This window comes from Streptomyces sp. ISL-87 (genome assembly GCF_018614095.1).
In the GTDB taxonomy this organism is placed as follows: domain Bacteria; phylum Actinomycetota; class Actinomycetes; order Streptomycetales; family Streptomycetaceae; genus Streptomyces.
This window is the reverse complement of the sequence record NZ_JAGGOY010000043.1, coordinates 164,716-191,245: the sequence shown is the minus strand read 5'-3', so window position 1 is coordinate 191,245 and position 26,530 is coordinate 164,716. Positions and strand designations below refer to the sequence as shown.

25 protein-coding genes and 1 riboswitch are annotated in these 26,530 nt (G+C 71.6%); of the genes, 12 read left to right on the top strand and 13 right to left on the bottom strand.

The annotated features are described in order from the left end of the window. A partial coding sequence (locus J7I97_RS17270) for a helix-turn-helix domain-containing protein (protein WP_214935795.1) occupies window positions 1-220 on the top strand: 220 nt, incomplete at its 5' end. A gap of 137 nt (window positions 221-357) precedes the next feature. Here J7I97_RS17270 and J7I97_RS17265 read toward each other — a convergent pair. Together J7I97_RS17265 and J7I97_RS17260 are read right to left on the bottom strand one after the other, a co-directional pair. Then, on the bottom strand, window positions 358-1,338 hold the full coding sequence (locus J7I97_RS17265) for an SIR2 family protein (RefSeq protein WP_214935793.1): 981 nt from the start codon (window positions 1,336-1,338) through the stop codon (window positions 358-360). Between the two features lie 498 nt (window positions 1,339-1,836). Then, the gene (locus J7I97_RS17260) at window positions 1,837-2,943 is read right to left on the bottom strand and encodes a helix-turn-helix domain-containing protein (protein WP_214935791.1); all 1,107 of its coding nucleotides are present in this window, start codon (window positions 2,941-2,943) and stop codon (window positions 1,837-1,839) included. Between the two features lie 142 nt (window positions 2,944-3,085). Between J7I97_RS17260 and J7I97_RS17255 the strand changes: the two genes are divergently transcribed. From J7I97_RS17255 to J7I97_RS17245, 3 genes are all read left to right on the top strand, one after another. Continuing rightward, on the top strand, window positions 3,086-3,286 hold the full coding sequence (locus tag J7I97_RS17255; RefSeq protein ID WP_214935789.1) for a hypothetical protein: 201 nt from the start codon (window positions 3,086-3,088) through the stop codon (window positions 3,284-3,286). Next, the gene (locus tag J7I97_RS17250; RefSeq protein ID WP_214935849.1) at window positions 3,286-3,504 is read left to right on the top strand and encodes a hypothetical protein; all 219 of its coding nucleotides are present in this window, start codon (window positions 3,286-3,288) and stop codon (window positions 3,502-3,504) included. Before J7I97_RS17255 ends, J7I97_RS17250 begins: the two co-directional genes overlap by 1 nt. 269 nt (window positions 3,505-3,773) lie before the next feature. Next, a complete protein-coding gene (locus J7I97_RS17245; protein WP_214935787.1) occupies window positions 3,774-5,816 on the top strand; it encodes a bifunctional glycosyltransferase 87/phosphatase PAP2 family protein in 2,043 nt (680 codons plus the stop codon). 148 nt (window positions 5,817-5,964) lie between these two features. On the opposite strand, the gene J7I97_RS17240 is transcribed toward J7I97_RS17245, so the two are convergent. Next, entirely contained in the window at window positions 5,965-6,330 is a 366-nt protein-coding gene (locus J7I97_RS17240) for a DUF6193 family natural product biosynthesis protein (RefSeq protein WP_214935785.1), read from the bottom strand. Between the two features lie 111 nt (window positions 6,331-6,441). Then, window positions 6,442-7,698, bottom strand: coding sequence for a cytochrome P450 (locus tag J7I97_RS17235; protein ID WP_214935783.1), 1,257 nt, complete (start codon window positions 7,696-7,698; stop codon window positions 6,442-6,444). Between the two features lie 241 nt (window positions 7,699-7,939). On the opposite strand from J7I97_RS17235, the gene J7I97_RS17230 reads away from it, so the two are divergent. Continuing rightward, entirely contained in the window at window positions 7,940-9,109 is a 1,170-nt protein-coding gene (locus tag J7I97_RS17230; RefSeq protein WP_214935781.1) for a steroid 3-ketoacyl-CoA thiolase, read from the top strand. A 212-nt stretch (window positions 9,110-9,321) separates the two neighbouring features. Here J7I97_RS17230 and J7I97_RS17225 read toward each other — a convergent pair whose 3' ends face one another. From J7I97_RS17225 to J7I97_RS17195, 7 genes are all read right to left on the bottom strand, one after another. Next, a complete protein-coding gene (locus J7I97_RS17225) occupies window positions 9,322-9,777 on the bottom strand; it encodes a transglycosylase SLT domain-containing protein (RefSeq protein ID WP_214935778.1) in 456 nt (151 codons plus the stop codon). Window positions 9,778-10,041: 264 nt separating this feature from the next. Beyond that, window positions 10,042-10,962, bottom strand: a complete 921-nt coding sequence (locus J7I97_RS17220) for an ECF transporter S component (RefSeq protein ID WP_214935776.1) — start codon at window positions 10,960-10,962, stop codon at window positions 10,042-10,044. Beyond that, complete coding sequence (locus J7I97_RS17215) at window positions 10,959-13,139, bottom strand: ABC transporter ATP-binding protein (protein WP_214935774.1); 2,181 nt, start codon at window positions 13,137-13,139, stop codon at window positions 10,959-10,961. The genes J7I97_RS17220 and J7I97_RS17215 overlap by 4 nt, the downstream gene beginning before the upstream one ends. Beyond that, window positions 13,136-14,530 (bottom strand): energy-coupling factor transporter transmembrane component T, encoded by a 1,395-nt coding sequence (locus J7I97_RS17210; protein ID WP_251058874.1) that lies wholly within the window; start codon window positions 14,528-14,530, stop codon window positions 13,136-13,138. Before J7I97_RS17210 ends, J7I97_RS17215 begins: the two co-directional genes overlap by 4 nt. After that, window positions 14,527-15,273, bottom strand: coding sequence for an SCO2322 family protein (locus J7I97_RS17205; protein WP_251058873.1), 747 nt, complete (start codon window positions 15,271-15,273; stop codon window positions 14,527-14,529). Before J7I97_RS17205 ends, J7I97_RS17210 begins: the two co-directional genes overlap by 4 nt. Beyond that, complete coding sequence (locus J7I97_RS17200) at window positions 15,273-16,511, bottom strand: prenyltransferase/squalene oxidase repeat-containing protein (protein ID WP_214935772.1); 1,239 nt, start codon at window positions 16,509-16,511, stop codon at window positions 15,273-15,275. The genes J7I97_RS17205 and J7I97_RS17200 overlap by 1 nt, the downstream gene beginning before the upstream one ends. Before the next feature lie 131 nt (window positions 16,512-16,642). Next, window positions 16,643-16,723: riboswitch (cobalamin riboswitch) on the bottom strand. A 191-nt stretch (window positions 16,724-16,914) separates the two neighbouring features. Continuing rightward, entirely contained in the window at window positions 16,915-17,955 is a 1,041-nt protein-coding gene (locus J7I97_RS17195) for an MBL fold metallo-hydrolase (protein ID WP_214935769.1), read from the bottom strand. Between the two features lie 270 nt (window positions 17,956-18,225). On the opposite strand from J7I97_RS17195, the gene J7I97_RS17190 reads away from it, so the two are divergent. Both J7I97_RS17190 and J7I97_RS17185 read left to right on the top strand, forming a co-directional pair. Continuing rightward, the gene (locus J7I97_RS17190; protein WP_214935768.1) at window positions 18,226-19,698 is read left to right on the top strand and encodes an aldehyde dehydrogenase; all 1,473 of its coding nucleotides are present in this window, start codon (window positions 18,226-18,228) and stop codon (window positions 19,696-19,698) included. Next, window positions 19,698-19,931: a ferredoxin gene (locus tag J7I97_RS17185; protein ID WP_214935766.1), complete on the top strand. Its 234-nt coding sequence runs from the start codon at window positions 19,698-19,700 to the stop codon at window positions 19,929-19,931. The genes J7I97_RS17190 and J7I97_RS17185 overlap by 1 nt, the downstream gene beginning before the upstream one ends. A gap of 114 nt (window positions 19,932-20,045) precedes the next feature. On the opposite strand, the gene J7I97_RS17180 is transcribed toward J7I97_RS17185, so the two are convergent. Continuing rightward, complete coding sequence (locus J7I97_RS17180) at window positions 20,046-20,744, bottom strand: TetR family transcriptional regulator (protein WP_251058872.1); 699 nt, start codon at window positions 20,742-20,744, stop codon at window positions 20,046-20,048. Between the two features lie 262 nt (window positions 20,745-21,006). On the opposite strand from J7I97_RS17180, the gene J7I97_RS17175 reads away from it, so the two are divergent. From J7I97_RS17175 to J7I97_RS17155, 5 genes are all read left to right on the top strand, one after another. After that, complete coding sequence (locus J7I97_RS17175; RefSeq protein WP_214935764.1) at window positions 21,007-22,320, top strand: glycosyltransferase family 4 protein; 1,314 nt, start codon at window positions 21,007-21,009, stop codon at window positions 22,318-22,320. A gap of 73 nt (window positions 22,321-22,393) precedes the next feature. Then, window positions 22,394-23,128 carry a class I SAM-dependent methyltransferase gene (locus tag J7I97_RS17170; protein ID WP_214935762.1) on the top strand — a complete coding sequence of 245 codons (735 nt, stop codon included), beginning with the start codon at window positions 22,394-22,396 and terminating at the stop codon, window positions 23,126-23,128. Continuing rightward, a complete protein-coding gene (locus tag J7I97_RS17165; protein WP_214935760.1) occupies window positions 23,125-24,207 on the top strand; it encodes a prenyltransferase in 1,083 nt (360 codons plus the stop codon). Before J7I97_RS17170 ends, J7I97_RS17165 begins: the two co-directional genes overlap by 4 nt. Window positions 24,208-24,386: 179 nt before the next feature. Then, window positions 24,387-25,022: a hypothetical protein gene (locus tag J7I97_RS17160; protein WP_214935842.1), complete on the top strand. Its 636-nt coding sequence runs from the start codon at window positions 24,387-24,389 to the stop codon at window positions 25,020-25,022. 26 nt (window positions 25,023-25,048) lie between these two features. Beyond that, on the top strand, window positions 25,049-25,441 hold the full coding sequence (locus tag J7I97_RS17155) for a hypothetical protein (RefSeq protein WP_214935758.1): 393 nt from the start codon (window positions 25,049-25,051) through the stop codon (window positions 25,439-25,441). Here J7I97_RS17155 and J7I97_RS17150 read toward each other — a convergent pair. Beyond that, complete coding sequence (locus J7I97_RS17150; protein ID WP_214935756.1) at window positions 25,438-26,448, bottom strand: LLM class F420-dependent oxidoreductase; 1,011 nt, start codon at window positions 26,446-26,448, stop codon at window positions 25,438-25,440. The two genes, J7I97_RS17155 and J7I97_RS17150, sit on opposite strands and share 4 nt — an antisense overlap. Window positions 26,449-26,530 lie beyond the last annotated feature (82 nt).

Genomic DNA, 26,530 nt, shown 5'->3' with positions numbered 1-26,530 from the left:
GGCCGCTGAAGAATCGAGGCTGATCAAGGACCGCACCCGCGCCGGTCTGGATGCTGCCCGCGCTCAGGGATGTACGGGTGGACGCCCGGCCGTCATGGACGCGGACAAGCTCGCTGCGGCCAATGCCAGGAAGGTCAAGGGCGAGAGCGTCACCGCCATTGCCAAGGCGCTGGGGGTCTCCCGCGCGACGCTCTATCGAGCGCTTGCCGATACGGAGTGACACAACCCCGCTCCGGAGGGCCGCCTACGCCGCCGGGTGGGTGGTCTCCTGCTTTCCAGCCCTGAGCACTGCGATCAGGGGTGCAGTCCCAGCGTTGGCATCCTCCCCCATTCGAGGCCTCCAAACAGGCAATGCTGTCAGAGCCCGCTAAGAATTTTGGGGAAGATGGTATTGGTGTCGATCCCTCCGTAGTGAGAAACGCACGCAAGCCTGGCGAGCTGAGCCTTTATCCCGACTCGGAAATCCTTCTGCTCCAGCTCGCCATGCCAACCCCACGACAGCGCCATACCCATGCAGTTTCCCCTACTCAGGAACCCCATGAGGCATCTGGTGAATACGTCGCGCCAACCTCCGTAAGCTACCACGACAACATAGTTTCCTCGGAGCCGATCTTCAAGTGAGGCAGCTAGCTTGGTCCTGGCCCGTGACAACTGGTATTGCGTGTGTAGGGTTTCCCCCTGACGCCAATATCCATGCACATGTATCACGCTGATCGCGGAATGTTGGAGGGGTGGAGGTATTCTCCCGTCTATGGAGTCCATGGACTGTGTGTCGAATTGCCCGCCCGCCCGCTGAATGGCAAGCTCAATGAGTGGATCAAAATTGGTTGTGATGACAGGGCCACTCTTTCCGGCATCTTTGATAGCGGTCAATACGCGCCCGAAGGCCTCAACTCCTCCCATGAGGTTCCAGTCAGCAGACTTCTCCAAATCCTCAAGGGCGGCTTCATCTGCCACGAGCTGCCGCACCTCTGCCCGTGTCAGCATCCTCAGGTCGTCACTCCGACAGGCTCGAAGAACGCCAATGCGTATTATTTCATTGAGCAACTCGTGGCCTCTGCTGCCTTGAATAAAAGTAGCCGCCCTCTGATATTTGACGGACGACAAGTGGTCATCGAGGGACTCGTCGAAGGAGTCGAGGGTTCTGCCCAAGCCCACGAGGTGAGCCTTGTCGTGCTCTAGACTCGAACGCATGGCGTGAATGTATTCGGCAACATCCGGGATCGAAGGTCGCGTAAGACCGGAACCCACAACAAAGGAAATCTTCCTATTCGATCGAGGCCCGATCCTGTAGATCAGCTGTTCAGCGAGAAGATCGGCATCGTGAATCTCGATCATCGAGCACCCCTCATCCAGGTATCGTCTTAGGGTGTCTCTGCGCAAGGATGCAGCTCAATTGATCATACGACCAGGCCTCCCCCTATGCATCTTGATCTTGCGCTGCCCTCAATTACTCTTGCGCCGATGGGGAGCCAGCCAGGGGCTCGAAGTTTTAAGTGATTCTCGATTAACTCGCGGTCGCCTAACGAAATTAACGAGAGGGTCGGACTGGGAAATGGCTGCTCCCGGCTCTTCGCCCCGATGGAGGCAAGGCAGGGTGGTCCAAAAGTTCCCGGCCGTACCCGCTGACGATCCCGGCCCAAGCTCGGAATGCACGCCCTGGGTGCAAGCCCGTTTTCCCCGCCCCACGGCCCGCTGACCTGTGGAAACGACCGGAGAGGGGGGCCGGAACGACCTAGTTAATGGGTGGGGAGTGCCCCCTAGCGGGGGGATAAGGGACCGGAACGTGATAGCGGTCCGCCGTGGGTACGGGTTTCGCAGCCGCTCAGCGAGGACTCAGGACTGTTCGACTTCGGCCATGAGCAGACGGAGGGTCAGGGAGTGCTTTTTCGGCGGCAGGGCGTCCAACGCCGTACGTGCGTAGGCAGTACCGCCGGACACGTCGCCGGACCGGGCCAGCATGAGCCCCCGGTGCAACTCCAGATGCGTCGCGAAGCGGGGAAGGGTGTATGGAAGTTCGGTCCTCGCCGCTTCCTGCGCTGCGACGGCCGTTGCTTCGTCTCCCAGCCTGGCGGCAAGCAGGGAGATGAACACGTTGACCCGCCACCAGGGGACGGCATAGTCCGAGGTCTGTTCGTGCGATCCGGCCTGATCGAAGACGCGCCGGCCATCGGTGAGCAGCTTCCGCGCCGTGGCATGGTCGCCCCGGATCGCCGCTGCGTGTGCCTTGCCAAAGATGGCGTTCAGGAGTCCGAGCGACGGTCTGTCGCTGATGGCTATCGCCTGATCGGCAAGCACGTCAGCCACGCCCAGGGCGGCCCCCTCGTACCCGAGAGCGATGGCGGCCCGTCCCCGGACCCACACGCGTGCGTCGTCGTCGCCGGACTCGTCGGCTGCCTTCGCTGCCATTCGATACCAATGGACGGCCTTGGCCCCGTCCGACCCCGGGAACGTCTTCGCGTACAAGGTCATCAGCCTGGCTGCGACGGACCACAACCGGGGGTTGTCGAGTTGCTGTTGCACGGTGACCAGTTCCGCACTGACGCGCCGCTGGATGTCGGCAGCGCCCAGGCTCATGTACTCGGTTCCGTACGTCGTCAGCTTGGCTTCCCAGGCGTCCACTGACGGGCCCCCGGACAGCCGGGCGGCGAATCCTGCACTGAGGAGGTCTGAGGCGACGACAGGGGCTATGGCGACCCCGGCAACGTCGGTAAGGAACTCGCGTCGATCCACTTGGCCTTCCAAGACAGCTAGGGGTACGTCGAGCGTGGCGGACAGCGCGGCAAGGTAGAACGCTCCGGGTGTGACCCTGGAACGCTCCCAGTTGCTCACGTACTCCCGTGTCAGCGTCGTGCCGTGCGTCGCGTTGATCGCTGACGCTAACCGCCCCTGGCTCCATCCACGAGCCTTGCGGAGATCCCTCATCAGCTCCCCGAATTCCATGGCCTCAGCCTGCCACTACAGATGCCACTAGAGGGGGCTCTTCCCCTCCGCTGACGCAGGTTGCCACTAGGGATCTCACTAGGCGGTGCCCTCGCCCGGCGGGACGATCCACGCAGCGAGCGGATTCGAGGGGACGGCGAACATGGCGACCAGCAACACGACCGACGCACGTCGGTGGGAGTACGTGACCTACGCGCCGAGCGGCAACCGTTGCGTCGCCTGCAAGAAGCTGATCAAGCCGCTTGAGCCCGTCCGCCGGGGTCACTCGGACCGCTCGTCCGGTCCGCCCGTCGTGTTCTACCAGCATACCGACGAGTGCCAGGCGCAGGCGGTGACCGCGTGATGGACATGCAGACTTGGCGAGACTCGCACTCACGGGCCACCGACGCACGTGAAGCCTTCGTGGCCGCGCTGGAAGCCCTCGGTGTTCCCGAGTCGGCGTGGAATGCAGTGCGGCCCGTCGTGACCTACACCGGTACTCCGTACGTGCACCTGGGGATGATCCGGGCCGACGTGGTGGAGCAAGTGGCCGAAGCCCTTCGGTTGCCGTCCTCTCATTGAGGGAGTGAACTCCCACGACAGCCCCGTCCGGCGACGGCGAGCAGGACCGCCGGGCGGGGCTTTTATGCTGGTCAGGCCCAGGCAGGTCAGGCACAGGTCAGGGCCTATGTGAGTGCCTTGACACCCTTGTTGATCTTCACGATGCTCATGACCGCCATCCTAGGTATCCCGCGGGAGATATCGTCCTCCCAGGCAATGGTGTGGTGCATCAGACGCGGCAGCCAGGCAAAGTCAGGGTTGCGTTCAACAGGGCGGGAGGCCGGCGAGGCGTGGCTAACGCGGCGGAGCACAGCGGGGCGAACGGACATGCCGGGGTCATAGGCGGTAACGGCAGGCTCGGGGCCCTGCGCCTCCTGCTGTGGGCAGTCGCGGGTGTTCTCGCGCTCAGACAGGCCGCCGCGGTGCTGCGCGTGCCGCCGGGCGAGTGGCTCAGCGACTTCCACCTCCCCGGGAGCCCCGGCAGCCTGCTCGGCTCGCTCTACGACGGCGGCCAGTTCACCGGCACGCCCTTCTCCGGGCTGGTCCTCAAGCCGCTGGTCGGCCTCGCCGCCCCCTCGCTGGAGGTGGCCTGGACCTGCGTCACGCTGCTGTTCGTGGCCGCCGTCGGGCTGGTCGCCGCGCGCGGCCTGCCCGATCCGGTGCCGCGCCGCACCGCATTGCTGGCCGCGCCCGTGCTGGTCGCCCTGATGATGGTCTCGCTGCCCGTCCGCGAGGCCGCCTCGCCGGGGCAGACCGCCGTCCTGCCGGTGCTGCTGGTGCTCCTGGCCGTGTTCCGGGTGCCCGGCGACCGCCCGGCCGGTTTCCTCGTAGGGCTCGCCGCCGCGCTCCAGCCGGCGCTGCTGCTCTTCGCCCCGCTGCTGTGGCTGGCCGGGCGCCGCCCCACCGCGCGCACCGCCGCCGTGACCTTCGCCGGCGCCACCGCGCTGTCCTGGGCGGCGCTGCCCCGCGACTCCTGGACGTACTGGGTCGAGCACCTGGCCGGCACCGGCCTCGGTGGCGCCCCGGACAGCCTCGCCAACCAGTCCGTGCACGGCGCGCTGCTGCGGCTCGGCCTGACGGGGCCCGCCGAGATCCTGCTCTACCTCGCCCTCGCGGCGGGGATCGTGTGGATCGCCCTGCGCCGCGCGGCCCGTTACGCCCGCGACGGCCAGCTGCTGCTCGCCGTGGCCATCACCGGCTGCGCGGCTGTCGCCGTATCGCCGGCCGGCTGGCGCCACCAGCTGTTGTGGGTGCTGCTCGCGGTGGCCGGCAAGGTCGGCACGCGGGCCGCCGACCGGCCCGTGTGGCCGGTGGCCGTGGTCCTCGCCATGACCCTGCCCAGCTCCGTGCTGCTGCCGAACCTGGCCGCCCTGGCCCCCGTACGAGACAACGTGCTGCTGCTGGCCGCGCTCGCGGCGGCCTGCGCCGTGCCGTTCCTGCCGCGCTCGTCCGCGTACTGGCGCGAGCCGGTCCCGACCGCCTACGGGCGGCCGGCCGCCGCGCGCTGGTCGCGCGTGCCGCTGCTGCCGTTCTGGCGGCACGTGCTGTCGCGCCCCAACCTGCTGCTGGAACTGCTGCTGATACGGGTCGGCTACTCGCTCTACTCCCACATCCGCGCCGCCGCCCCCACCAGTCGCAGCCTCGCCGAGGGGCACGGGAGCGAGATCCACGGGATCGAAAAGGTGCTGGGCATCGACATCGAGCACGCCGTGAACCAGGCCGTGGTGAACACGCCCTGGCTGGAGGCGTTCTTCAACTTCTACTACACGTCGTTCCACTTTGTGGTGCCGCTGACGATCCTGGCGATCCTGTACTGGCGCCGGCCCGGCGACTACCGCTGGGCCCGCGCCTCCCTGGGCCTGGGCACCGTCCTGGCGCTCATAGGCTTCTGGCTCTACCCGCTCGCGCCGCCGCGCCTGATGCCCGCTCTCGGGTTCGTCGACACCGTGCACGGGGTGCAGGACCTGGCCAATCCGCAGTACGGGGCCATGACCGCGATCTCCAACCAGTACGCGGCGATGCCCTCGCTGCACTTCGGCTGGTCGCTGTGGTGCGGGATCGTGGTCGTCGTGCTCGCGCCGAAGGGCTGGCAGAAGCTCCTGGGGGCGCTGCACCCGCTGATCACGGTGTGCGCGATCGTCGTCACCGCCAACCACTGGGTGCTCGACGCGGTCGGCGGCGCGCTCGTCTTCGGAGCCGGTTTCGGGCTCGTCTACGTACTCTCCGGGCCCCGGGGCGCCGCGCTGCCCGCCGGGGTCGGCGTGCCCAGGCCGCGGGTCCCGGAGCGGGTGGATGCAGTGGGCGCATCCTCGGGGGAACGCACCCGGGCATAACGCCTCACGGCACGGCGTGACGAAGGGGTGCCGGGGCGGGCTGAAACCGCTCCGGCACCCCTTCGGTGGATCGCCGCGTCCTGTCAGGATCCGCCCGGATCCGCCCTCGCGCCACTCGGGCGATCAGCGCAGGACGACCGCACCCCGGTCAGGCGGGGGGAATCCGGGCCACGACGAGCGCGATGGCCGCCTCCGCGGTGTCGGCCTCGCCGATCACGGCCTTCAGGCTGGGGCTGCGCACACAGAACCGGCCGTCGCGCAGCGGCTCGACGGCCGGCAGTTCCACCTCGAACGGGTGGCTGGTACGGGCACTGAACCACAGGGTCCACTGGCTGGTGAACGGGTACAGCCGCCGTAGTCCCGGTTGCGCGGCGGCCGCTTCGATGAGGGCGAGGACGCCCTGGCTCATGGTTTTTGACTCGTTCCGTTCGAGCACCAGCCGCCACGTCATCGGCAGTCGCTGCCAGCGTGCTTCAACAGCGTCGGCGGATCCGCGCTCGTCCTGAAGGTTCATCCGCGCAGTGTGCCGTTCCGCCGCCGCCAGGACAACGGTTCGAAGGTCACAACCAGCGAACGGCAGGGGCCGGGCGTGGGAGGAGCGGCCCCTGCCGTTCTGGACTCCGGGTCAGCCGTGGCTGACCCGGAGCTCCTTGATGCCGTTCAGCCAGGCCGCGCGCAGCCGCCGCGGGGCCTCTCCGGCCAGGCGCAGGCGGGGCAGGGCGTCGGCCAGCGCGTTGAAGATCAGGTCGATCTCCATGATGGCCAGGGACTTGCCGAGGCAGAAGTGCGGGCCACCGCCCCCGAAGCCCAGGTGCGGGTTCGGGTCGCGGGTGATGTCGAAGGCGTCCGGGTTCTCGAAGACCTCGGGGTCGTGATTGGCGGAGGAGTAGAACAGCCCCACCCGTTCGCCCGCGTTGATCTTCTGCCCGCCCAGCTCGGTGTCCTGGGTGGCGGTGCGCTGGAAGGACACCACCGGGGTGGCCCAGCGCACGATCTCCTCCGCGGCCGTGGCCGGCCGGGTCGCCTTGTACAGCTCCCACTGCTCGGGGTGGGTCAGGAAGGCGTGCATGCCGTGGCTGATGGCGTTGCGCGTGGTCTCGTTGCCCGCGACCGCGAGCAGCAGTACGAAGAACCCGAACTCGTCGGAGCCCAGGTTGCCCTGGCCCTCGGCGGCCACGAGCTGCGTGACGATGTCCTTGGCGGGGCACTCCTTGCGCGCGGCGGAGAGGTTCATCGCGTATCCGATGAGTTCCATCGCCGCGTTGGCGCCGACCTCCTCGGTGATCGCGTACTCCGGGTCGTCGTACGCGATCATCTTGTTCGACCAGTCGAAGATCCGGGACCGGTCCTCCTGCGGTACGCCGATCAGCTCGGCGATGGCCTGGAGCGGGAGCTCGCACGCCACCTGAGTGACGAAGTCGAAGCTCCCGTCGCCGCTGCCGTCGGCCGAGGCGGCCAGCGCCTCCGCGACGATCTGCCGGGCCCGGTCGCGCAGGGCCTCCTCCAGGCCGCGGATCGCCCGCGGGGTGAAACCGCGCTGCACGATCTGGCGTACGCGGGTGTGCTCCGGCGGGTCCATGTTCAGCATGATCAGGCGCTGGGCATCTATCTGTTCACGCTGGATGTGCTCGTTGAACCGGATGATCGCCGTGTTGGTGGTGGAGGAGAACAACTCCGGGTGCGTCGAGACGTACTTGACGTCCGCATGCCGGGTGACGACCCAGTAGCCCTCGTCGTCGAAGCCGGTGACGCCCCGCTGCTGCGGGCACCACCACACGGGCGCGGTCTGCCGCAGTTGTGCGAACTCCGGGAGGGGGACCCGGTCCTGGAGGAGGTCGGGGTCGGTGGCGTCGAAGCCTTCGGGCAGCGCGGGGCAGGACATCGGCAACTCCAAAGTCTGACGGCCCATCAGAAGTTTGGCTTGAAGGTAGTAACGAGTTCTAGAAGTGACAAGGGGCCTCGCGCCAACTGTTGCGTGTGGAATCCGTGTAAGGCACGTGCAAGACCCTTGCGTGGCAGGGCTTCAAGTCATAAGACTGCGGGGAGAACTAGAACGCGTACTAGTTCGGGCGGGGCGCCGGGACGGCCCGCCGCGCTGGCGCTGTGCAGGAGAGGACGAGCTCATGGCCGCGGAACCCGTCATCGTCGAAGCCGTACGCACCCCCATCGGCAAGCGCGGGGGCGCGCTGGCCAACCTCCATCCCGCCTACCTGCTCGGCGAGACCTACCGGGAGCTCCTCGCCCGTACCGGAATCCAGCCGGACTGCGTCGAGCAGATCGTCGGCGGCACCGTCACCCACGCCGGCGAGCAGTCGATGAACCCCGCCCGCAACGCCTGGCTCGCCATGGGCCTGCCCTACGAGACCGCCGCGACCACGGTGGACTGCCAGTGCGGCAGCTCCCAGCAGGCCAACCACATGGTCGCCAACATGATCTCCGGCGGGGTCATGGACATCGGCATCGCCTGCGGAGTCGAGGCGATGAGCCGGGTGCCGCTCGGCTCCGGTTCCAAGCACGGCCCCGGGAAGCCCTTCCCGGACGAGTGGAACGTCGACCTCCCCAACCAGTTCGAGGCCGCCGAGCGAATCGCCCGCCACCGGGGCCTGACCCGTGAGGACGTCGACAAGCTGGGGGTGCTGTCCCAGGAGCGGGCCGCGGCCGCCTGGGCAGAAGAGCGCTTCAAGCGCGAGACCTTCGCCGTCCAGGTCCCCACCACCGAGGCGGAGCAGGCCGCCGGCCAGGGCATGTGGCGCCTGGTCGACCGGGACGAGGGCCTGCGGGACACCTCGATGGAGGGCCTGGCCCGGCTCAAGCCGGTCATGCCGACCGCCGTGCACACCGCGGGGAACTCCTCGCAGATATCGGACGGGGCGGCCGCCGTGATGTGGGCCTCACGCAAGATGGCCCGCGCGCTGAAGCTCAAGGCCCGCGCCCGGATCGTCGCCCAGACGCTTGTCGGCGCCGACCCGCACTACCACCTGGACGGGCCGATCGACGCGACGCGGGCCGTGCTGGGCAAGGCCGGGATGTCCCTGAAGGACATCGACCTCGTCGAGATCAACGAGGCGTTCGCCTCCGTCGTCCTCAGCTGGGCCCAGGTCTTCGACCAGGACCTGGAGAAGGTGAACGTCAACGGTGGCGGCATCGCGCTCGGCCACCCCGTGGGCGCGACCGGGGCCCGCCTGATCACCACGGCGCTGCACGAGCTGGAGCGCCGTGACAAGGAATTCGCGCTGATCACCATGTGCGCTGGCGGCGCGCTGGCGACCGGCACGATCATCCAGCGGCTGTAGGCGGCGGCCGCGCGGACCACGGACTGCGGACCACGGACCACGGACTGCGGACTGCGGACTGCGGACCACGGACTGCGGACTGCGGACCACGACTACGGACCACGGACCACGGACCCAGTGGGATGGGAAACAGAAGGCCCCGGTGGCCGACCTGGGGAGGTCGGCCACCGGGGCCTTCGTACTGCTTGTGCAGCTATGGGGTCACTGGTGGCTTAGTACCAGTGGTTGGCCTGCCAGAAGTTCCAGGCGCCGACCGGGCTGCCGTAGCGGGAGTTCATGTAGTCCAGACCCCACTTGATCTGGGTGGCCGGGTTGGTCTTCCAGTCCGAGCCCGCCGAGGCCATCTTCGAGGCCGGCAGGGCCTGGACCAGGCCGTACGCGCCGGAAGACGCGTTCGTGGCGGTGTGGTCCCAGCCGCTCTCGTGGGAAATGATCTTGTCAAAGGCCGCAAACTGCGCCGGGTCCTTGATCATCTGGTGCGCGATCGCCTTCGCGTTCATCGGGGCCGCCTGGGCGGGAACCGTGGCGAGCATGGAACCGGCGACGCCCAGGGCGAGGACGGTGCCAGCGAGGGTCTTCTTGGAAGCGGCGATGCGACGGATGACTGCGTTGGACACGGATGAACCTTCCGAAGGGGACAAGGGCGGTCGCGGGCATGCCGAAGACATGCGTGAGCCACTCACGCTGAGGAGAGGGGTTCGTCGGGCGGGGGGTGAAGACCCCGCCGCCGTAGCGACAACACCAGTTAGCCAGGCCCTCGGAGGTCTGGCAACGACCCCCCTGTACTAGCGGCGGTCGCAGTCCTCACGAAACCGCCCAGAGGTGACGGCTCCGGTGTCCGTGCAGGTGGGGGGCGGTTTTGAGGGGGTTGGCGGAGGGTGCCCAGGGGCTACTATCCCGGGCCGTATGTGACGTAGGTCCTGTGGGGCGCCTCACCGCTGGAGGGTCTGAATGTCACCTTCCGTGCCTGGTTGTACCCCTTTTGTGGGTGTGGCCGGGGCCACTTTCACCCCTGAATCGAAGGAAACAGGCGCATCGAAGGCAGCTTTCCGAGTCGCCCGCCGCAGCGCCTTCAGCAGGATGGTGCCGAGCGCGAAGATCAGTACGACGGTCAGGGCGGCCCGGCCCAGATCCCAGCCCACCGAGGTCGCCAGGCAGTACGCGAGGAAGCGCGCCAGGTTCGCGGGGACCGGGTCGCCGGGGTGGAAGGAGATGCCCTGGCCCATGCCCTGCAGCATCACCCAGCCCTGGAGGTTCATGACCGTGCCGTACGCGAACGAGCCGAGGAACCCGTACGCCGCGAGCATCGCCAGCTCAGCCCGGCCGCGGATGCGGGAGGGGCCGGGCAGCAGGCCGGCGCCCAGCGAGAACCAGCCCATGGCCAGCATCTGGAACGGCATCCACGGCCCGACCCCGCCGGTGAGCAGGGCGGAGGCGAACATCGTGACGGAGCCGAGGACGAAACCGAAGCCGGGACCGAGGACGCGTCCGCTGAGCACCATCAGGAAGAACATGGGCTCCAGGCCGGCCGTCCCGGCGCCGAGCGGCCTGAGCGCGGCCCCGACGGCCGCGAGCACGCCGAGCATGGCCACGGCCTTGGAGTCCATGCCGTCGTCGGCGATGGTCGCGACGACGACGGCGACGAGGAGGGGGAGCAGCGCGGCAAAGAGCCAGGGGGCGTCGTGCGAGTGGGCGAGGCCGGACTGGCGGTCGGCGAGGAGGGGCCAGCCGAAGGCGGCCACGCCGATGAGGGTGACGAGGACCAGGGCGGTGGCGGCGCGGGGGCCTAGGCGGATGGGGCGGGCGGGGCGGGTGGTGTGGGTGGCGTGGGCGGGGACGGTGGGGCGGATCATGGGGTTTCTGCCGCCTTGGGGGCGTCGTCTGCGGATGCTGCCGAGCGTGACAGGGCCTGTGAGACCTGGGTCACCGTGAGCCAGTGGCCGGGGGCGAGGATCTTGGCCACCTGGGGGGCGAAGGCGGGGGAGGAGACGACGACCTCGGCGGTGGGGCCGTCCGCGACGATCTCGCCGCCGGCCAGGATCACCACGCGGTGGGCCAGCTCGGCGGCGAGCTCCACGTCGTGGGTGGCGAGGACGATGGCGTGGCCCTCGGCGGCCAGAGCGCGGAGGATCTCGATCAGACGGGCCTTCGCGGCGTAGTCCAGGCCGCGGGTTGGCTCGTCGAGGAGCAGCAGCGCGGGGCGGCCGGTGAGGACCAGGGCCAGGGCGAGGGCCAGGCGCTGTCCCTCGGAGAGGTCGCGGGGGTGGGTGTCGTCGGGGACGTCGGGGAGCAGGGCGGTGACGATGGCCCGGCAGGTACCGGGCGCCTGGCCGGCGTCGGAGTCGGCGGCGGTGCATTCGGCGGCGACGGTGTCGGCGTAGAGGAGGTCGCGGGGTTCCTGGGGGACGAGGCCGACGCGGCGGACCATCTCGGCGGGCGGAGTGCGGTGGGGGGTGCGGCCGCCGACGGTCACCTGGCCGGTGGCCGGCTCGACGGTGCCGACGAGGGTGTTGAGGAGGGTGGATTTGCCGGCGCCGTTGCGGCCCATGAGGGCGATGGTCTCGCCGGGGGCGACGGTGAGGGTGATGTCGTGCAGTACCTCTGCGTGGGCGCGGCGGACGGAGAGGGCGGTGACGTGGGCCACCGGGGCCGGGGCCGGGTCGGTGCTGTCGCCCGTGCGGGGGGTCGGGGCGGCGGACCTGCGGCGCAGCCGGGCCCACAGGCCGGGCCGGGGGGCGGTGCCGCGGCGAGGGGCGGTGCCGCTGCGGTGGGCGGTGCCGCTGCGGTGGGCGGTGCCGCTGCGCGGGGCCGTTTCCCCACCCCGCCCCTTCCCGAAACCGGGGGCTCCGCCCCCGGGCCCCCGCGCCTCCGACGCCGGCGTACCCGGCTCCGCCGGGGTTTGCCGTGCGGGGGCCGGGGCGGAGTCCCGGGAAGTGGGAAGGGGTGGGTAGGCGACAGGCCCCGCAGGGTCCGCCGACACCTCGAGCCTCGCCACACCGTCCGGCTCCGCCACACGGTCCGGCTCCGCCACACGGTCCGGCTCCGCCACACGGTCCGGCTCCGCCACACGGTCTGGCTCCGCCACACGGTCCGGCTCCGCGGCATGGTTCGGGCTCGCGGCACGGTTCGGCTCCGCCACACGGTCCGGCTCCGCGGCATGGTTCGGGCTCGCGGCACGGTCCGGCCCCGCCGCTGCACCGGCGCTGTCGCGCGGAGTGGACAGGCGGGCGCGCAAGGGGGCGGCCAGTCTGCGGGCGTCGCGGATGGAGAGGGGGAGGGGGGACCAGCCTGCGAGGCGGCCCAGGGTGACCACCGGGGGGTGGACCGGGGAGAGGGACATGATGTCGGAGGGGGTGCCGAGGACGGGGGGCGCGCCCGGGGCGGGGAGGAGCAGGACCTGGTCCGCGTACTGGACGACCCGTTCCAGGCGGTGTTCCGCCATCAGCACCGTCGTGCCGAGGTCGTGGACCAGGCGTTGGAGGACCGCCAGGACCTCTTCGGCCGCCGCCGGGTCCAGCGCCGAGGTGGGCTCGTCCAGTACCAGGACCCGGGGGTGCGGGGTCAGGACCGAGCCGATCGCCACCCGCTGCTGCTGGCCGCCGGAGAGAGTGGCGATGGGGCGGTCGCGGAGTTCGTTCAGGCCGAGGAGGTCCAAGGTCTCCTCCACGCGGCGGCGCATGACGGCGGGTGGCAGGCCGAGCGACTCCATGCCGTAGGCCAGTTCGTCCTCGACCACGTCCGTGACGAAGTGGGCCAGCGGGTCCTGGCCCACCGTGCCCACCACGTCCGCGAGTTCGCGCGGCCGGTGGCTGCGGGTGTCCCGGCCCGCCACCGTGACCCGGCCCCGGAGCGTGCCCCCGGTGAAATGCGGGACGAGGCCGGAGACCGCCCCGAGCAGCGTGGACTTTCCGACGCCCGACGGGCCGACCAGGAGGGTCAGCTCGCCCTCCGGCACGACCAGGTCCACGTCGCGGAGTGAGGGCTGCGCGGCGCCCTCGTACGTCACCGACACCTGCTCGAAGCGGATCACTGCGACGCCTCCTTGGGCGGGACGGGTGCCACGAAGGCGGGGAGCAGGCCGATGAGGATCGCGGCGGCGGGCCAGAGCGGGAGCCCGGGGGCCACCAGGGGGACGACGCCGGGCCGCAGCCCCTCCGGGTCGAGCCGGGCCGCGTGGATCAGCAGGGCCGCGACCGCCGCCCCCGACCCGGCGACCAGCCAGGCGCGCGGGCCCCACCGGTCGGGCCGGTAGCGGGTCCGGATGCTGCGCCGGCCGCCGAGGCGGAGCCCCGCGAGGGCGAGCGCGAGGCCGATGAAGAGGACGGGGAGGCCGAACGCGGCGCCCTCGGCGGCCAGCAGGCCGTACGTGCCCGCGCACATGCCGAGCAGGCCGCCGAGGGTGAGGACGTTGGTGGTGTGGCGGATGACCGGGGGGACCTGCGCGGTGCGGCCGTAGCCGCGCGCGTCCATCGAGGCGGCCACGGCCACCGAACGTTCCAGCGCGCCTTCGAGTACCGGCAGGCCGATCTGGAGGATGGCCTTCACCCCGCCGGTGGGCCGGCCGCGCAGGCGGCGGGCGGTGCGCAGCCGGACCACGTCCGCGACCATGTTCGGCGCGAAGGTCATGGCGACGACGACGGCCACACCGACCTCGTAGAGCGCGGCCGGGAGCGACTTGAGGAGCCGGGCCGGATTGGCGAGGGCGTTCGCGGCGCCGACGCAGATGAGGAGGGTGGCCAGTTTGGCGCCGTCGTAGAAGGCGAAGGCCAGCTGCTCGGCGGTGACCCGGCCGCCGAAGCGGATGCCCTGCGCCCAGGCGGGGAGCGGGACCTCGGGGAGGACGAAGAGGGTGTGCGAGCCGGGGACGGGGGAGCCGAGCAGGGCGGAGAAGAGGAGGCGCAGGCCGATGACGGCGAGGCCGAGCTTGACGAAGGCGCCGTAGGAACGTGCCCAGGGGGCGTTGGTCCGGCGGGCGGCGACGACGTAGCCGGCGACGCCGATGATCAGGCCGAGGAGGAGGGGGTTGGTGGTCCGGGAGGCGGCCGTCGCGAGACCGAGGGCCCAGAGCCACCAGGCGCCCGCGTGCAGGGCGTTGCCACGGGTCGCCTGCGGCGGCTCCCAGCGGCGGTCCCTTCTTTCGTACGTCGGCCCGCGCGGCGGCCCCACCGGCCCGGCGCGCCCCGGCCGGGGCGGGGTCGCGACGTCGGCTGCGGGGCGGCGGGGGCCGCGGGGCGTGCGCCCGGCCCTCGTGGGCGGCTCAGCGCCGTCGGCGGCTGCCGCGCCGTGCGCGTCGGCGGCTGCCGCGCCGTGCGCGCGAACCGGCTCCGGCCCGGCTTCCGAGGTGGTCGGCTCGGCCGGGGTCCGGCCGTCGGAGGGTGCCGGAACCGTCGGGAGCCGGGGGGCGTCTGTCGGGTCCGTCATGGGGTTCGGCGGCGGCGGGACTGCCAGAGGGCGGCTGCGGCCAGGGCGGCTACCGCCGCGATGCCGGCCAGGAGGCCCACCGAGGGGCCGGAGTCCGGCTCGGGGGTGGAGGCGGAGGTGGAGGCCGGGGTGGAGGCGGAGGTAGAGGCGGAGGCGGAGGCCGGGGTGGAGGCTTCGGACGGTGCCGACTGGGTCGGGTCCGGTTCCGCGATCGGTTCGCCGCAGCCCTGCTTCGGGTACGCCGAGACCGCGCACAGCAGGGCCGCGCTGTTGTAGCGGAGCGGTTTGGCCACCGCCGCCAGGGCCTCGGCCGCCGTGCCGTCCGGGGGCAGCTGGGCGCAGGCGGTGCGCGGGGCGGACTGGGGCGGGGCCTCGCCGGACGGGGAGTCCGCCGGGATGCCGAAGTCGATGACCAGGGCCACCCGCTTCTTGCCCGCCGCCGGGGCGGTGGCCGAGCAGACGGCCTCGAAGTCCGCGGCCGCGCGGGGCTGCGCCGCCTCCGCCGCCGTGTCCTTGCTCACCGCGAAGCGGAAGCCCTGGACCGCGCCGTCCGCCGGGCGGGCCGTCGAGGGGCCCTGGGTGGCGTACTTCCACTGGCCGCCCGCGCCGTCCCAGAACGACCAGTAGCGGTAGCCCGCCGCCAGGGCCGGGGACGCCGTGGTGAGGAGCGTGGTGAGGAGGACCGCGAAGGCCAGGGCCAGGGAGGCCGGGGCCGGGGCGGGGCGGCGGCGCGTCCGGTGCATCAGAGCTGGTTCTTCTTCCGACGGCCGCTCAGGAGGATGCCGATGCCGATGCCGGCCGCAGCGCCCGCGCCGACGATCCACCAGACGTTCTGGTTGCCGGAGGACTTGTCCTTCTTCTCTTCCTTCGTCATCGCGCCGGTCGGCGGCGTCTGCGGGGCCGGCCCCGTGGCGTTCAGCGCCGAGACCAGGTCCGTGCCGCCGAACGACTTCGGGTCCGTGCCCGTCGCGTGTGCGGCCAGCACCAGGGTGGCGAGGGCGGCCGGGTTGCCCTTGGCCCACTCCGCCGAGTTGGCCTTGAGCCACTCCAGCGCGCCCGCCGCCGACTGCTTGTGCCCGGCCGCGGCCAGGGCGATCACGGCGTCGGCGGTGTTGCCGGTGTCCGGGGTGGGCTGGTCCGCGCCCGGGGTGACGGCGGTGAGGTGGCCGTCCTTCTTCAGGGCCTCGGCCAGGTAGCCGGCCGCGCCCTGGGCGGCGGCCGCCGGGTCGGTGGCGCCCGCCGGGCAGGCCAGCGCGGCCGCGGGGGTGTCCGTGGCGGAGGGGGCGACGACCGCGCCCTGCCCGAGGGCGGCCAGGGTCGCGGCGGCCGTCGAGTCGGCGTTGGCCGGCAGCTTGCCGCCGGCCGGCTGGTAGCCGAACGCACCCTGGTCGGCGGCCGGCTCGGCGGCGCAGCCCAGCTGGAAGGAGAGCAGGCCCTCGTACGCCGACTTCCCCGCCTTGGACTTCACGTCGGCCGGCTTCTCGCCCGCCACCGACAGGGCGCTGATCACCACGGAGGTGGAGCTGGCCTCGCTCGGGGAACCGGGGACGTAGCTCCAGCCGCCGTCCTCGTTCTGGACGGACTTCAGCCAGTCCACGCCCTTCTTGACCGCCGCGTCCTGGCCGCCCAGGGCCTTCAGCGCCTGCACGGCCACCGCGGCGGCGTTCGTGTCGAGCATCGTCGTCGCGTCGCACGCCTTGGTGGCGTCCGCGCGGAAGGAGGCGAAGCCGCCGTCGGCGCACTGCTGGCCGACGAGCCAGTCGACGGCCTCCTTGGCGGGCCTGACCCCGACCGTGTGCTGGGCGAGCAGCGCGAAGGACTGGCGCCACACACCGTCGTAGGTCGGGTCGTTCTTGCCGTAGAGCCCGGAGGGGATGACCGGGGCCGGCGAGGGGGAGGGCGCGGCGAGGGCTGCGGGGGCGGCGCCCACGCAGAGCACGGCGGAGGCGGCGAGCGCGGCGGCGCTGCGGCGGACGTTCATGGCGGGGCGGGTGCCTCTCGTGCTGGGGAGCGGGAGGCAGGCACGCGAACGCACCGGGCTCCGGCCCCGTATACCTCGACGGTGCCGGCCGCCGGAGGCCCCGGCGGCGCGAGCCGCGCACCTCCGGTACGGGGCATTCCGGCTCCCCGCCCCGAAGCTTCTGGGGCTGGGTCACGGTTGCGGGTCAGCGCCGGAATTGCACCGGCTTCCCCCCGTACGGAAGTGTGGACGACGGGCTTACTGTACCGGCCCGTAGTCCGCGTGCCCGGTGGTGCCCGGCACCCCCCGGCGCTTGCCCGCCGCGTTGCCCGCCCCCTTGTGCCGCCCGCCTTGCCGCACCCGGTACCCCGCATCCCGCACCCCGCATCCCGCACCCAGCGCCCCGCCCCCGGCGCCCCGCGCCCTACAGCGCCCGGTACGTCACCGGGTCGCTGCCCGGGACCGCCTCCGCCCGGCCCTGTTTCACCAGCCGCCGCAGGTGGGCTTCCGCTTCCGAGACGGCGATGGTGCGGGAGCCGTACGGGATCTGCTCCCAGGGCCGGTTCCACTCCATCCGCTCCGCCAGGCCCCACGGGGTCAGCGGCTCGGCCAGCAGCGTCCAGAGCCCGGTCAGCCGTTCCTCGTGGTGGTCCAGCAGCTCGCGCACCCGGGCCGGGGCGTCGGTGAAGGCGTGCTGGTGGGCCGGGAGCACCTCGGCCGGCTGGAGGCGGCCGACGCGTTCGAGGGAGTCGAGGTAGTCGCCCAGCGGGTCGGTGACCCGGGTGTCCTCCGAGTTCTCGTACAGGCCGATGTGCGGGGAGATCCCGGGCAGCAGGTGGTCCCCGGAGAAGAGGCGGCCGTTGCCGGGCAGGTTCGCCGGATGCTCCTCCTCCAGGTGCAGGCAGACATGGCCGGGGGTGTGACCCGGAGTCCAGATCGCGCGGAGCCGGCGGCCCGCGAGGGGGAGCAGTTCGCCGGGGACGATCTCCCGGTCGGGGACGGCGGCCCGCAGGCCCGGGAGGGTCCGCATCCGGCCGCTCGCGCGGGCCGCCCGCAGCGGGGCGATGTGCTCCTCGGGGGCGCCGGCAGCGGCCAGCTTCCCGCTGATGTAGTCGAACCAGACGCCGGGCTCGGCGGAGCGGGTCCGAACGACGACCTCCGTGTCCGCCGCGTGCATCGCGATCCAGGCGCCCGAGGCCTCCCGTACCCGGCCGGACAGGCCGTGGTGGTCGGGGTGATGGTGGGTGATGACCACACCGTGGACGTCGGCGATCGAGATGCCGAGGGCACCGAGGCCGGCGACGAGGGTGTCCCAGGACTCCGGGTCGTCCCAGCCGGTGTCGACGAGGACGGGGCCCCGGCCGGTGTCGAGGACGTGGACGAGGGTGTGTCCGAGGGGGTTGTCGGGGATGGGGACCTTGATGCCCCACACGCCGCCGCCGTGGTCGGTGACCTGAGGTGTCATGAGGGCTCCCTGTCTGGGGCGAACGGCTGGGTGAATGCCTGGGTGAGTGCCTGGGTGAGTGCCTGAGTGAATGCCGTGAATGCCTTGGGGCGAACGAGAACGTGTTTCAGTAGTAGCCCAAGTCGACCATCTCTTCCGCGTTCTGGCTAGTCGTTGGATCTTCCCGGTCGTTCCGTCCCGGCCGTGGACTCCTGGAACTAGAACTGGTATCAGTTCTGAAACACCGTCAGGGTGATCGGGTATCCGCACCGGCCGCAGGAGGCATCAGCCATGACCGAGCTCGTGGAACACGGACAGCTGTTCATCGGCGGGGAGTGGACGGATCCGCTGGGCACCGACACGATCCGGATCGTCTCCCCGCACACCGAGCAGGTCATCGGCAGCGTCCCGCACGCCTCGAAGGCCGATGTGGACCGCGCCGTCGCCGTGGCGCGCAAGGCCTTCGACGAGGGGCCCTGGCCGCGGCTGAGCCTGGAGGAGCGGATCGCGGTCGTCACCCGGATCAAGGACGCCATCGCCGTCCGGCACGAGGAGATCGCCCGCTCGATCAGCTCCCAGAACGGGTCCCCGTACTCCTGGAGCATCCTCGCCCAGGCGCTCGGCCCGATGATGGTCTACGACGCCGCGATCACCGTCGCGCGGGCCTACCCGTACGAGGAGTACCGCCAGGGCGTGCTCGGGCCGATCCTGGTCCGGCGGGAGCCGGTGGGCGTGGTCGCCGCCGTCATCCCGTGGAACGTCCCGCAGTTCGTGGCCGCCGCCAAACTCGCGCCCGCGCTGCTGTCGGGGTCGGCGGTGATCCTCAAGCCGTCGCCGGAGTCCCCGCTGGACTCGTACATCCTTGCCGACATCGCCCGGGAGGCCGGGCTGCCCGAGGGAGTGCTGTCGATACTGCCCGCCGACCGGGAGGTCAGCGAATACCTGGTCGGGCACCCCGGCGTCGACAAGGTCGCCTTCACCGGCTCGGTCGCGGCCGGCCGGCGCGTCATGGAGGTCGCCTCTCGCAACCTCACCCGCGTCACGCTGGAACTCGGCGGCAAGTCGGCCGCCGTCATCCTGCCGGACGCCGACCTGGACACCACCATCGCCGGGATCGTCCCGGCGGCCTGGATGAACAACGGCCAGGCGTGCGTCGCCCAGACCCGGGTGCTCGCGCCGCGCAGCCGCTACGAGGAGGTGGCCGAGGCGCTCGCCGCGGCGGCCGGCGCCCTGGTGGTCGGCGACCCGCTGGACCCGGCCACGCAGCTCGGGCCGCTGGTGGCCGAGCGCCAGCAGCAGCGCTCGCTGGACTACATCCGGATCGGGCAGGAAGAGGGCGCCAAGATCCTCACCGGCGGCAGCCGCCCGGCGGGCCTGGAACAGGGCTGGTACGTCGAGCCCACCCTCTTCGGCGACGTCGACAACTCGATGCGGATCGCCCGCGAGGAGATCTTCGGGCCGGTCGTCTGCCTGATCCCGTACGGGGACGAGGCGGAGGCGGTGCGGATCGCCAACGACTCGGAGTTCGGGCTGAGCGGCAGCGTCTGGACCGGGGACGTGGAGCACGGCGTCGACTTCGCCCGGCAGGTGCGCACGGGCACCTTCAACGTGAACACCTTCAGCCTGGACATGCTCGGGCCGTTCGGCGGCTACAAGAACAGCGGCGTGGGGCGCGAGTTCGGGCCGGAGGGGCTGAGCGAGTACCTGGAACACAAGATGATCCACCTGCCGACGGGGTACCAGCGGCCCGAGGCGGGTGCGTGATGGGTGACCGCTGGCGTGTGGAGGTGGACCGGGGCGTCTGCATCGGCTCGGGCATGTGCGTGAACCACGCCCCGGCCGGGTTCGCCCTGGACTCGGCGCGGCAGTCGCACCCCGCGGCCCCGGAGACGGACGCCAACGAGCCGGTCCTGACGGCGGCGGAGGGCTGCCCGGTGGAGGCCATCACGATCACCCTGCTGGGCAGCGGCGAGGCGGTGTTCCCGCCGGAGGAGTGAGCGACCCGCCGGGCGGTGCGGCGTGTCGTACTGCGGTGACAGCCGCCGGGACGGACCTCGCCCGGCGGCTGTCCGCACGGCGGCCGTCCGTGCGGCGGCCTCCGTGCGGCGGGATCAGGACGTTCGCGGGGCCGCCGGGGTCCTGGCCGAAGCGGTCGCGGTCGCGGATGCCCGGGCGGGGGCAGGAGCGGGGGCAGGAGCGGGGGCCGTCAGGTCGATGAGGCGGCACACGGTCTCGATGTCGATCTTCACCTGGGCGATCGACGCGCGCCCCGAGAGCCAGGTGATCAGCGCCGAGTGCCACGTGTGCTCGATGACCCGCACCGCCGACAGCTGCTCCGCCGTCGGGGGCCCGTCCAGGCCCATCGCGTCCAGAATGATGGCCGTGGTCAGCCGGGAGACCGTGTCCACCTCGGGGCTCACGCTGCGGTCCGCGAACGTCAGCGCGCGCACCATCGCGTCCGCCAGGTGCGGCTCGCGCTGAAGGGCGCGGAAGGCGCGCATCAACGTCTCCGCGACCCGCTCCGCGGGATCCTCGGCCGCCGGCGGGCGCTTTCGCAGCGTGGTGTGCATGTGCTGGAGCTGGTCCTGCATGGTGGCGACGAGCAGGTGCACCTTGGAGGGGAAGTAGCGGTACAGGGTGCCCAGCGCCACGCCGGCCGCCTCCGCGACCTCCCGCATCTGCACCGCGTCGAATCCGCCCCGGCTGGCCAGCTGCGCGCTGGCGTGCAGGATCCGGCGGCGGCGCGCCTCCTGGCGCTCCGTCAGGGGAGGGGACGCCGGCGTGGTGACGGCCTTCGCTTCCGCTGTCATGTGTCCCGTTCCATGGCGTTCCGTGGCGTCGTCGGTGGTGCTGTGCGGGTGCTGTGCGGGTGTTGTGCGGGTACTGATCCAGCTGAATCCGGGCCCAGCATGTCAGGCGCCGGAGCCGTGGCGCGAATCACCTGCTCCGCCTCTTACGGTGGGGTTTCCGGCCGGTAGATTCAATGCTCTTCAACGGATCAAGTCTGAAACTTGTTCTACATTATGCGAGCGGTTACGCTCCGGCGAAAGTGCAGTGAGAAGGGGGCCGAGAGTGACCGCTGAGGCCATGGTGACGAGCCCTTTCGCGGGTCCCGCCACCCACAGCGACCGCCCGCTGCGCATCGCGCTCCTCACGTATAAGGGGAACCCGTTCTGCGGGGGCCAGGGCGTCTACGTCCGGCACCTCTCGCGCGAGCTCGTCCGCCTCGGGCACTCAGTCGAGGTCATCGGTGCCCAGCCCTACCCGGTGCTGGACACGGGAGCCTCGCTCACCGAGCTGCCGAGCCTGGACCTGTACCGGCAGCCCGACCCCTTCCGCACGCCGGGGCGCGACGAGTACCGGGACTGGATCGACGCCCTTGAGGTCGCCACCATGTGGACCGGCGGATTCCCCGAGCCGCTGACCTTCTCGCTGCGGGCCCGTCGCCACCTGGCCGCGCGGGCCGGCGAGTTCGACGTGATCCACGACAACCAGACCCTCGGGTACGGGCTGTTGGGAGACCTCGGCGCACCGCTGGTGACCACCATCCACCACCCCATCACCGTCGACCGGCAGCTGGACCTCGCCGCCGCGCAGGACCGCAAGAAGCGGCTCTCCGTCCGGCGCTGGTACGCCTTCACCCGCATGCAGGGGCGGGTCGCCCGCAGGCTGCCGTCCGTGCTGACCGTCTCCGGGTCCTCCAAGCAGGAGATCGCCGAGCACCTGGGGGTGCGCGACGAGCGCATCCACGTGGTGCACATCGGCGCCGACACCGACCTGTGGTCGCCCGACCCGTCCGTGGCCGAGGTGCCAGGGCGGATCGTGACGACCTCCAGCGCCGACGTGCCGCTCAAGGGACTCGTGCACCTCGTCGAGGCGCTCGCGAAACTCCGTACCGAGCAGCCCGACGCCCACCTGGTCGTCGTCGGCAAGCGCGCCGAGCGCGGGCCGGTCGCCCGCGCGATCGAGAAGTACGGGCTCCAGGACGCGGTGCGGTTCGTCAAGGGCATCACCGACGCCGAACTCGTCGACCTCGTCCGCAGTGCCCAGATCTCCTGCGTGCCCTCCCTCTACGAAGGTTTCTCACTGCCGGCCGCCGAGGCCATGGCCACCGGCACCGCGCTGGTCGCCACCACCGGCGGCGCGATCCCCGAGGTGTCCGGCCCCGACGGGCAGACCTGTCTCGCGGTGCCCCCGGGCGACGCCGGCGCGCTGGCCGCGGCGCTGGGCCGGCTGCTGGACGACCCGGAACTGAGAGCCCGCCTCGGCGCCGCCGGGCGCGAGCGGGTCCTGGCCCGCTTCACCTGGGCCAAGGCCGCCGAGGGCACCGCCGCGCACTACCGGGCCGCCATCGAGCAGGCCGCCCGTACCCGCCGCGCGCGGTGACCTTCCGCCTCATGTGCCGCCTCCGTTTCCCAAGCCCCACCCCTCACCCCCGCGACCGCGAAGGCAGGACCCCGTGCTGACCGTCGATTTCTCCCGGTTCCCGCTCGCCGCAGGCGACCGCGTGCTCGATCTGGGCTGCGGCGCAGGCCGGCACGCCTTCGAGTGCTACCGGCGCGGCGCCCACGTGGTCGCCGTCGACCGCAACGGCGAGGAGATCCGCGAGGTCGCGAAGTGGTTCGCCGCGATGAAGGAGGCCGGTGAGGCCCCGGCCGGCGCCACCGCCACGGCGATGGAGGGCGACGCGCTGGCGCTGCCGTTCCCCGACGAGTCCTTCGACGTGGTCATCATCTCCGAGGTGATGGAGCACATCCCCGACGACAAGGGCGTGCTCGCCGAGATGGTGCGCGTGCTGAAGCCCGGCGGGCGCATCGCCATCACCGTGCCGCGCTACGGCCCCGAGAAGATCTGCTGGGCGCTGAGCGACGCGTACCACGAGGTCGAGGGCGGGCACATCCGCATCTACAAGGCGGACGAGCTGCTCGGGAAGATGGAGGCCGCGGGCCTCAAGCCGTACGGCACGCACCACGCGCACGGGCTGCACTCCCCGTACTGGTGGCTCAAGTGCGCCTTCGGCGTCGACAACGACAAGGCGCTGCCGGTCAAGGCGTACCACAAGCTCCTGGTCTGGGACATCATGAAGAAGCCCCTGGCCACGCGACTCGCCGAGCAGGCGCTCAACCCGGTCATCGGCAAGAGCTTCGTGGCCTACGCGACCAAGCCGCACCTTCCCGTCGGCGCCGCCCAGTGAGCTCGCCCCGGCGGACCGAACACCTGGTCCTGGACGGCGTACTGACCGCGGAGCAGGCCGCCCTGACGGTGGCGGGGATCCTCGCCGCGCAGCGGTCGGACGGAGCCATACCGTGGTTCCGCGGACACCACCTGGACCCGTGGGACCACACCGAGGCCGCGATGGCCCTCGACGCGGCCGGTGAGCACGAGGCCGCGGAGCGCGCGTACACGTGGCTGGCCCGCCACCAGAACCACGACGGCTCCTGGTACGCGGCCTACGCCGACCGGGCCGACGGGGTGGACACCGCCGAGCCGCAGGACGCGAGCCGGGAGACCAACTTCGTCGCGTACATCGCGGTCGGGGTCTGGCACCACTACCTCGCCACCGGGGACGACACGTTCCTGGAGCGGATGTGGCCGGCCGTGTTCGCGGCCGTGGAGTTCGTCCTCGGCCTGCAGCAGCCGGGCGGCGAGATCGGCTGGAAGCGGGACGCGGACGGCACGGCCGTGACGGACGCGCTGCTCACCGGGTCCTCCTCGATCCACCAGGCACTGCGCTGCGCGCTGGCCATCGCCGAGCACCGGGAGGAGCCCCAGCCGGACTGGGAGCTGGCGGCGGGCGCGCTGGGCCATGCGATACGGCGGCACCCGGAACGGTTCCTGGACAAGTCCCACTACTCGATGGACTGGTACTACCCGGTCCTGGGCGGGGCGATGACCGGTCCGGAGGCGAAGGCACGGATCGAGCAGCGGTGGGACGAGTTCGTCGTCCCGGGGCTCGGCGTGCGGTGCGTGCTGCCGAACCCGTGGGTGACGGGCGGCGAGTCCTGCGAGCTGGCGCTCGCCCTGTGGGCGGTGGGGGAGTCGGACCGGGCGCTGGAGATCCTGCGGTCGATCGGGCACCTGCGGGCGGAGAACGGCATGTACTGGACGGGGTACGTGTTCCAGGACAAGGCGGTGTGGCCGGTGGAGCAGACGACGTGGACGGCCGGGTCGCTGCTGCTGGCCGTCGCGGCACTGGGTGGGGACGAGGCCACGGGGGCGGTGTTCGGGGGCTTGGACCTGCCGGGCGGGCTGGAGCCCGACTGCTGCGGTTAGCCGGTGCGGCGCGGCGCGGCGCGGCGCGGTGCGGTGCGGCGCGTTGCGGGGTGCGGGCCGGACCGGCGGGGCTGGATCCGGCGGCCCGGCAATACCCGAACGGGTCACCCACGTGGCGGTGCTTCGGGGGCCGGGTGACGCTGCCGGGGACACCTCACTCCCCGGAGGAAACCGTGTCCATACCCAGAACCGTCCGATTCCGTCGCGCCTGCACGGCGGTGCTCCTGTCCTGCGCGCTGCTGGGCGGTGCCACCGCCTGCGGCGCCGGCGGCGGCCGAGGCCGGAGCGAGGACGTCTCCGTGGCCGCGGCCGCTTCCGCGGAGGCCGTCGCCGCGGAGGCGAGAGCGGCGGAGGTCGCGGCCGTTGAGGAGGCCGCCGCCACGCCCTCGCCCAGTACCTCCGCCGAGAAGCAGAAGTTCGCCAAGACGCGCTTCGTCGCCAACGCGGGGCTCGCGGCCGGGGCGGCCTACCAGTGGATCATCAAGCCGTACCGCGACGGCAAGTTCAAGAAGGGCGCCAAGGGCCGTACGTTCGCGCTCATCAAGGCGGGTCTCGCCGGAGCCTTCGCGTACAACAGGCTGAAGGCGGCGCTCGACAACGCCAAGGGCGACCCCCTGCTGTCCAAGGCGATCGCCCCGCTGACGGGGGGCATCGAGTCCCTCAAGGGCCTCGGCTCCAAGCTCCGCAAGGGCGATGCCGGTGACGCGGACATCAGTTCCTTCGCGGACGTCATCAAGGGCGTCAAGGACGCCGGTAAGAGCGCGGGCGCCGAGGTGACCGACAAGGTCCCGAGCGTCTCCCAGCTGGGCGGATAGCCCGGGCGGCCTGATTCAATGGTCGCGTGATCGAATTCGCAGTCCTTGCCCTCGGGGCGGTCGGGGCCGGGTGGCTCCTCCGGCGCAGACACCGCCGGAGGATGGCCGCCGGCCCCGTCGCGGGTATCCCCGGCATGGCGAGGCTGCCCGCCGGTGCGGGCCGCTGGCGCCCGGGCCTGCTGCACGCCGGCCCGGGCGGGGCCCGCTGGGTGCCCAGCCGTGGCGAGCCCGTGGCCCTGACCGAGGGGCGGGCCACCGCGGTGCGGGCGCCGTCCGTGAAGGAGGGCCTGTCCATCAACCCCGGCTCGCGGATCGTCACGTGCGCCTACCCGGGCGGCGGGAGCATCGAGATCGCCGTGATGGCGCTGGATCTCCCCGAGTTGCTGGAGGCCGTGCCCCGGGCGGAAGACGGTTCCTAGCTGTTGAGCTCGGCCAGGACGCGCAAGGTGTGCGGGTCGGGGGCCGTCAGGAGCAGGTCCGTGACCGGGCCCTTGCGCCACAGTTCGAGGCGTTCGGCGATGCGTTCGCGGGGTCCGACCAGGGAGATCTCGTCGGCGAACGCGTCCGGGACGGCGAGCACCGCCTCCTCCTTGCGCCCGGCGAGGAACAGCTCCTGGATGCGCCGGGCCTCGTCCTCGTAGCCCATCCGGGCCATGAGGTCGGCGTGGAAGTTGCGGGCCGCGTGGCCCATGCCGCCGATGTAGAAGCCGAGCATGGCCTTGACGGGCAGCAGCCCCTCGGCGACGTCGTCGCAGACCCTGGCCCGGGCCATCGGCGCGATCATGAAGCCCTCGGGGAGGTCGGTCAGCGAGGCCCGGTAGACGTCGGTGCGGGTCGGTGACCAGTAGAGGGGGAGCCAGCCGTCGGCGATCCGGGTGGTCTGGGCGATGTTCTTCGGGCCCTCCGCGCCCAGCAGGACCGGGAGGTCCGCCCGCAGCGGGTGGGTGATGGGCTTGAGCGGCTTGCCGATGCCCGTGCCGTCCTCACCGCGGTACGGGTGGCTGTGGAAGCGGCCGTCCAGCTCGACCGGGGCCTCGCGGCGCAGCACCTGGCGGATGACGTCCACGTACTCGCGGGTCGCGGTGAGCGGACTCGACGGGAACGGGCGCCCGTACCAGCCCTCGACCACCTGCGGCCCGGACAGGCCCAGGCCCAGCATCATCCGGCCGCCCGAGAGGTGGTCCAGCGTGAGGGCCTGCATGGCGGTGGCGGTCGGGGTGCGGGCGGCCATCTGCGCGATGGCGGTGCCGAGCCGGATCCGCGAGGTGTGCGCGGCGATCCAGGTCAGCGGGGTGAAGGCGTCCGAGCCCCAGGCCTCGGCGGTCCACACCGAGTCGTAGCCGAGGTTCTCGGCCTCGGCGGCGAGGTCGAGATGGGCCGGATCGGGGCCGCGGCCCCAGTAGCCGAGTGCGAGTCCCAGGCGCATGTACGGTCCCCTCCGCGAAGCCATAACTGACGATGCGTCAGGTGACTGTAGGCCAACGGCCCCCCGCCCGGAAGGGCGGGGG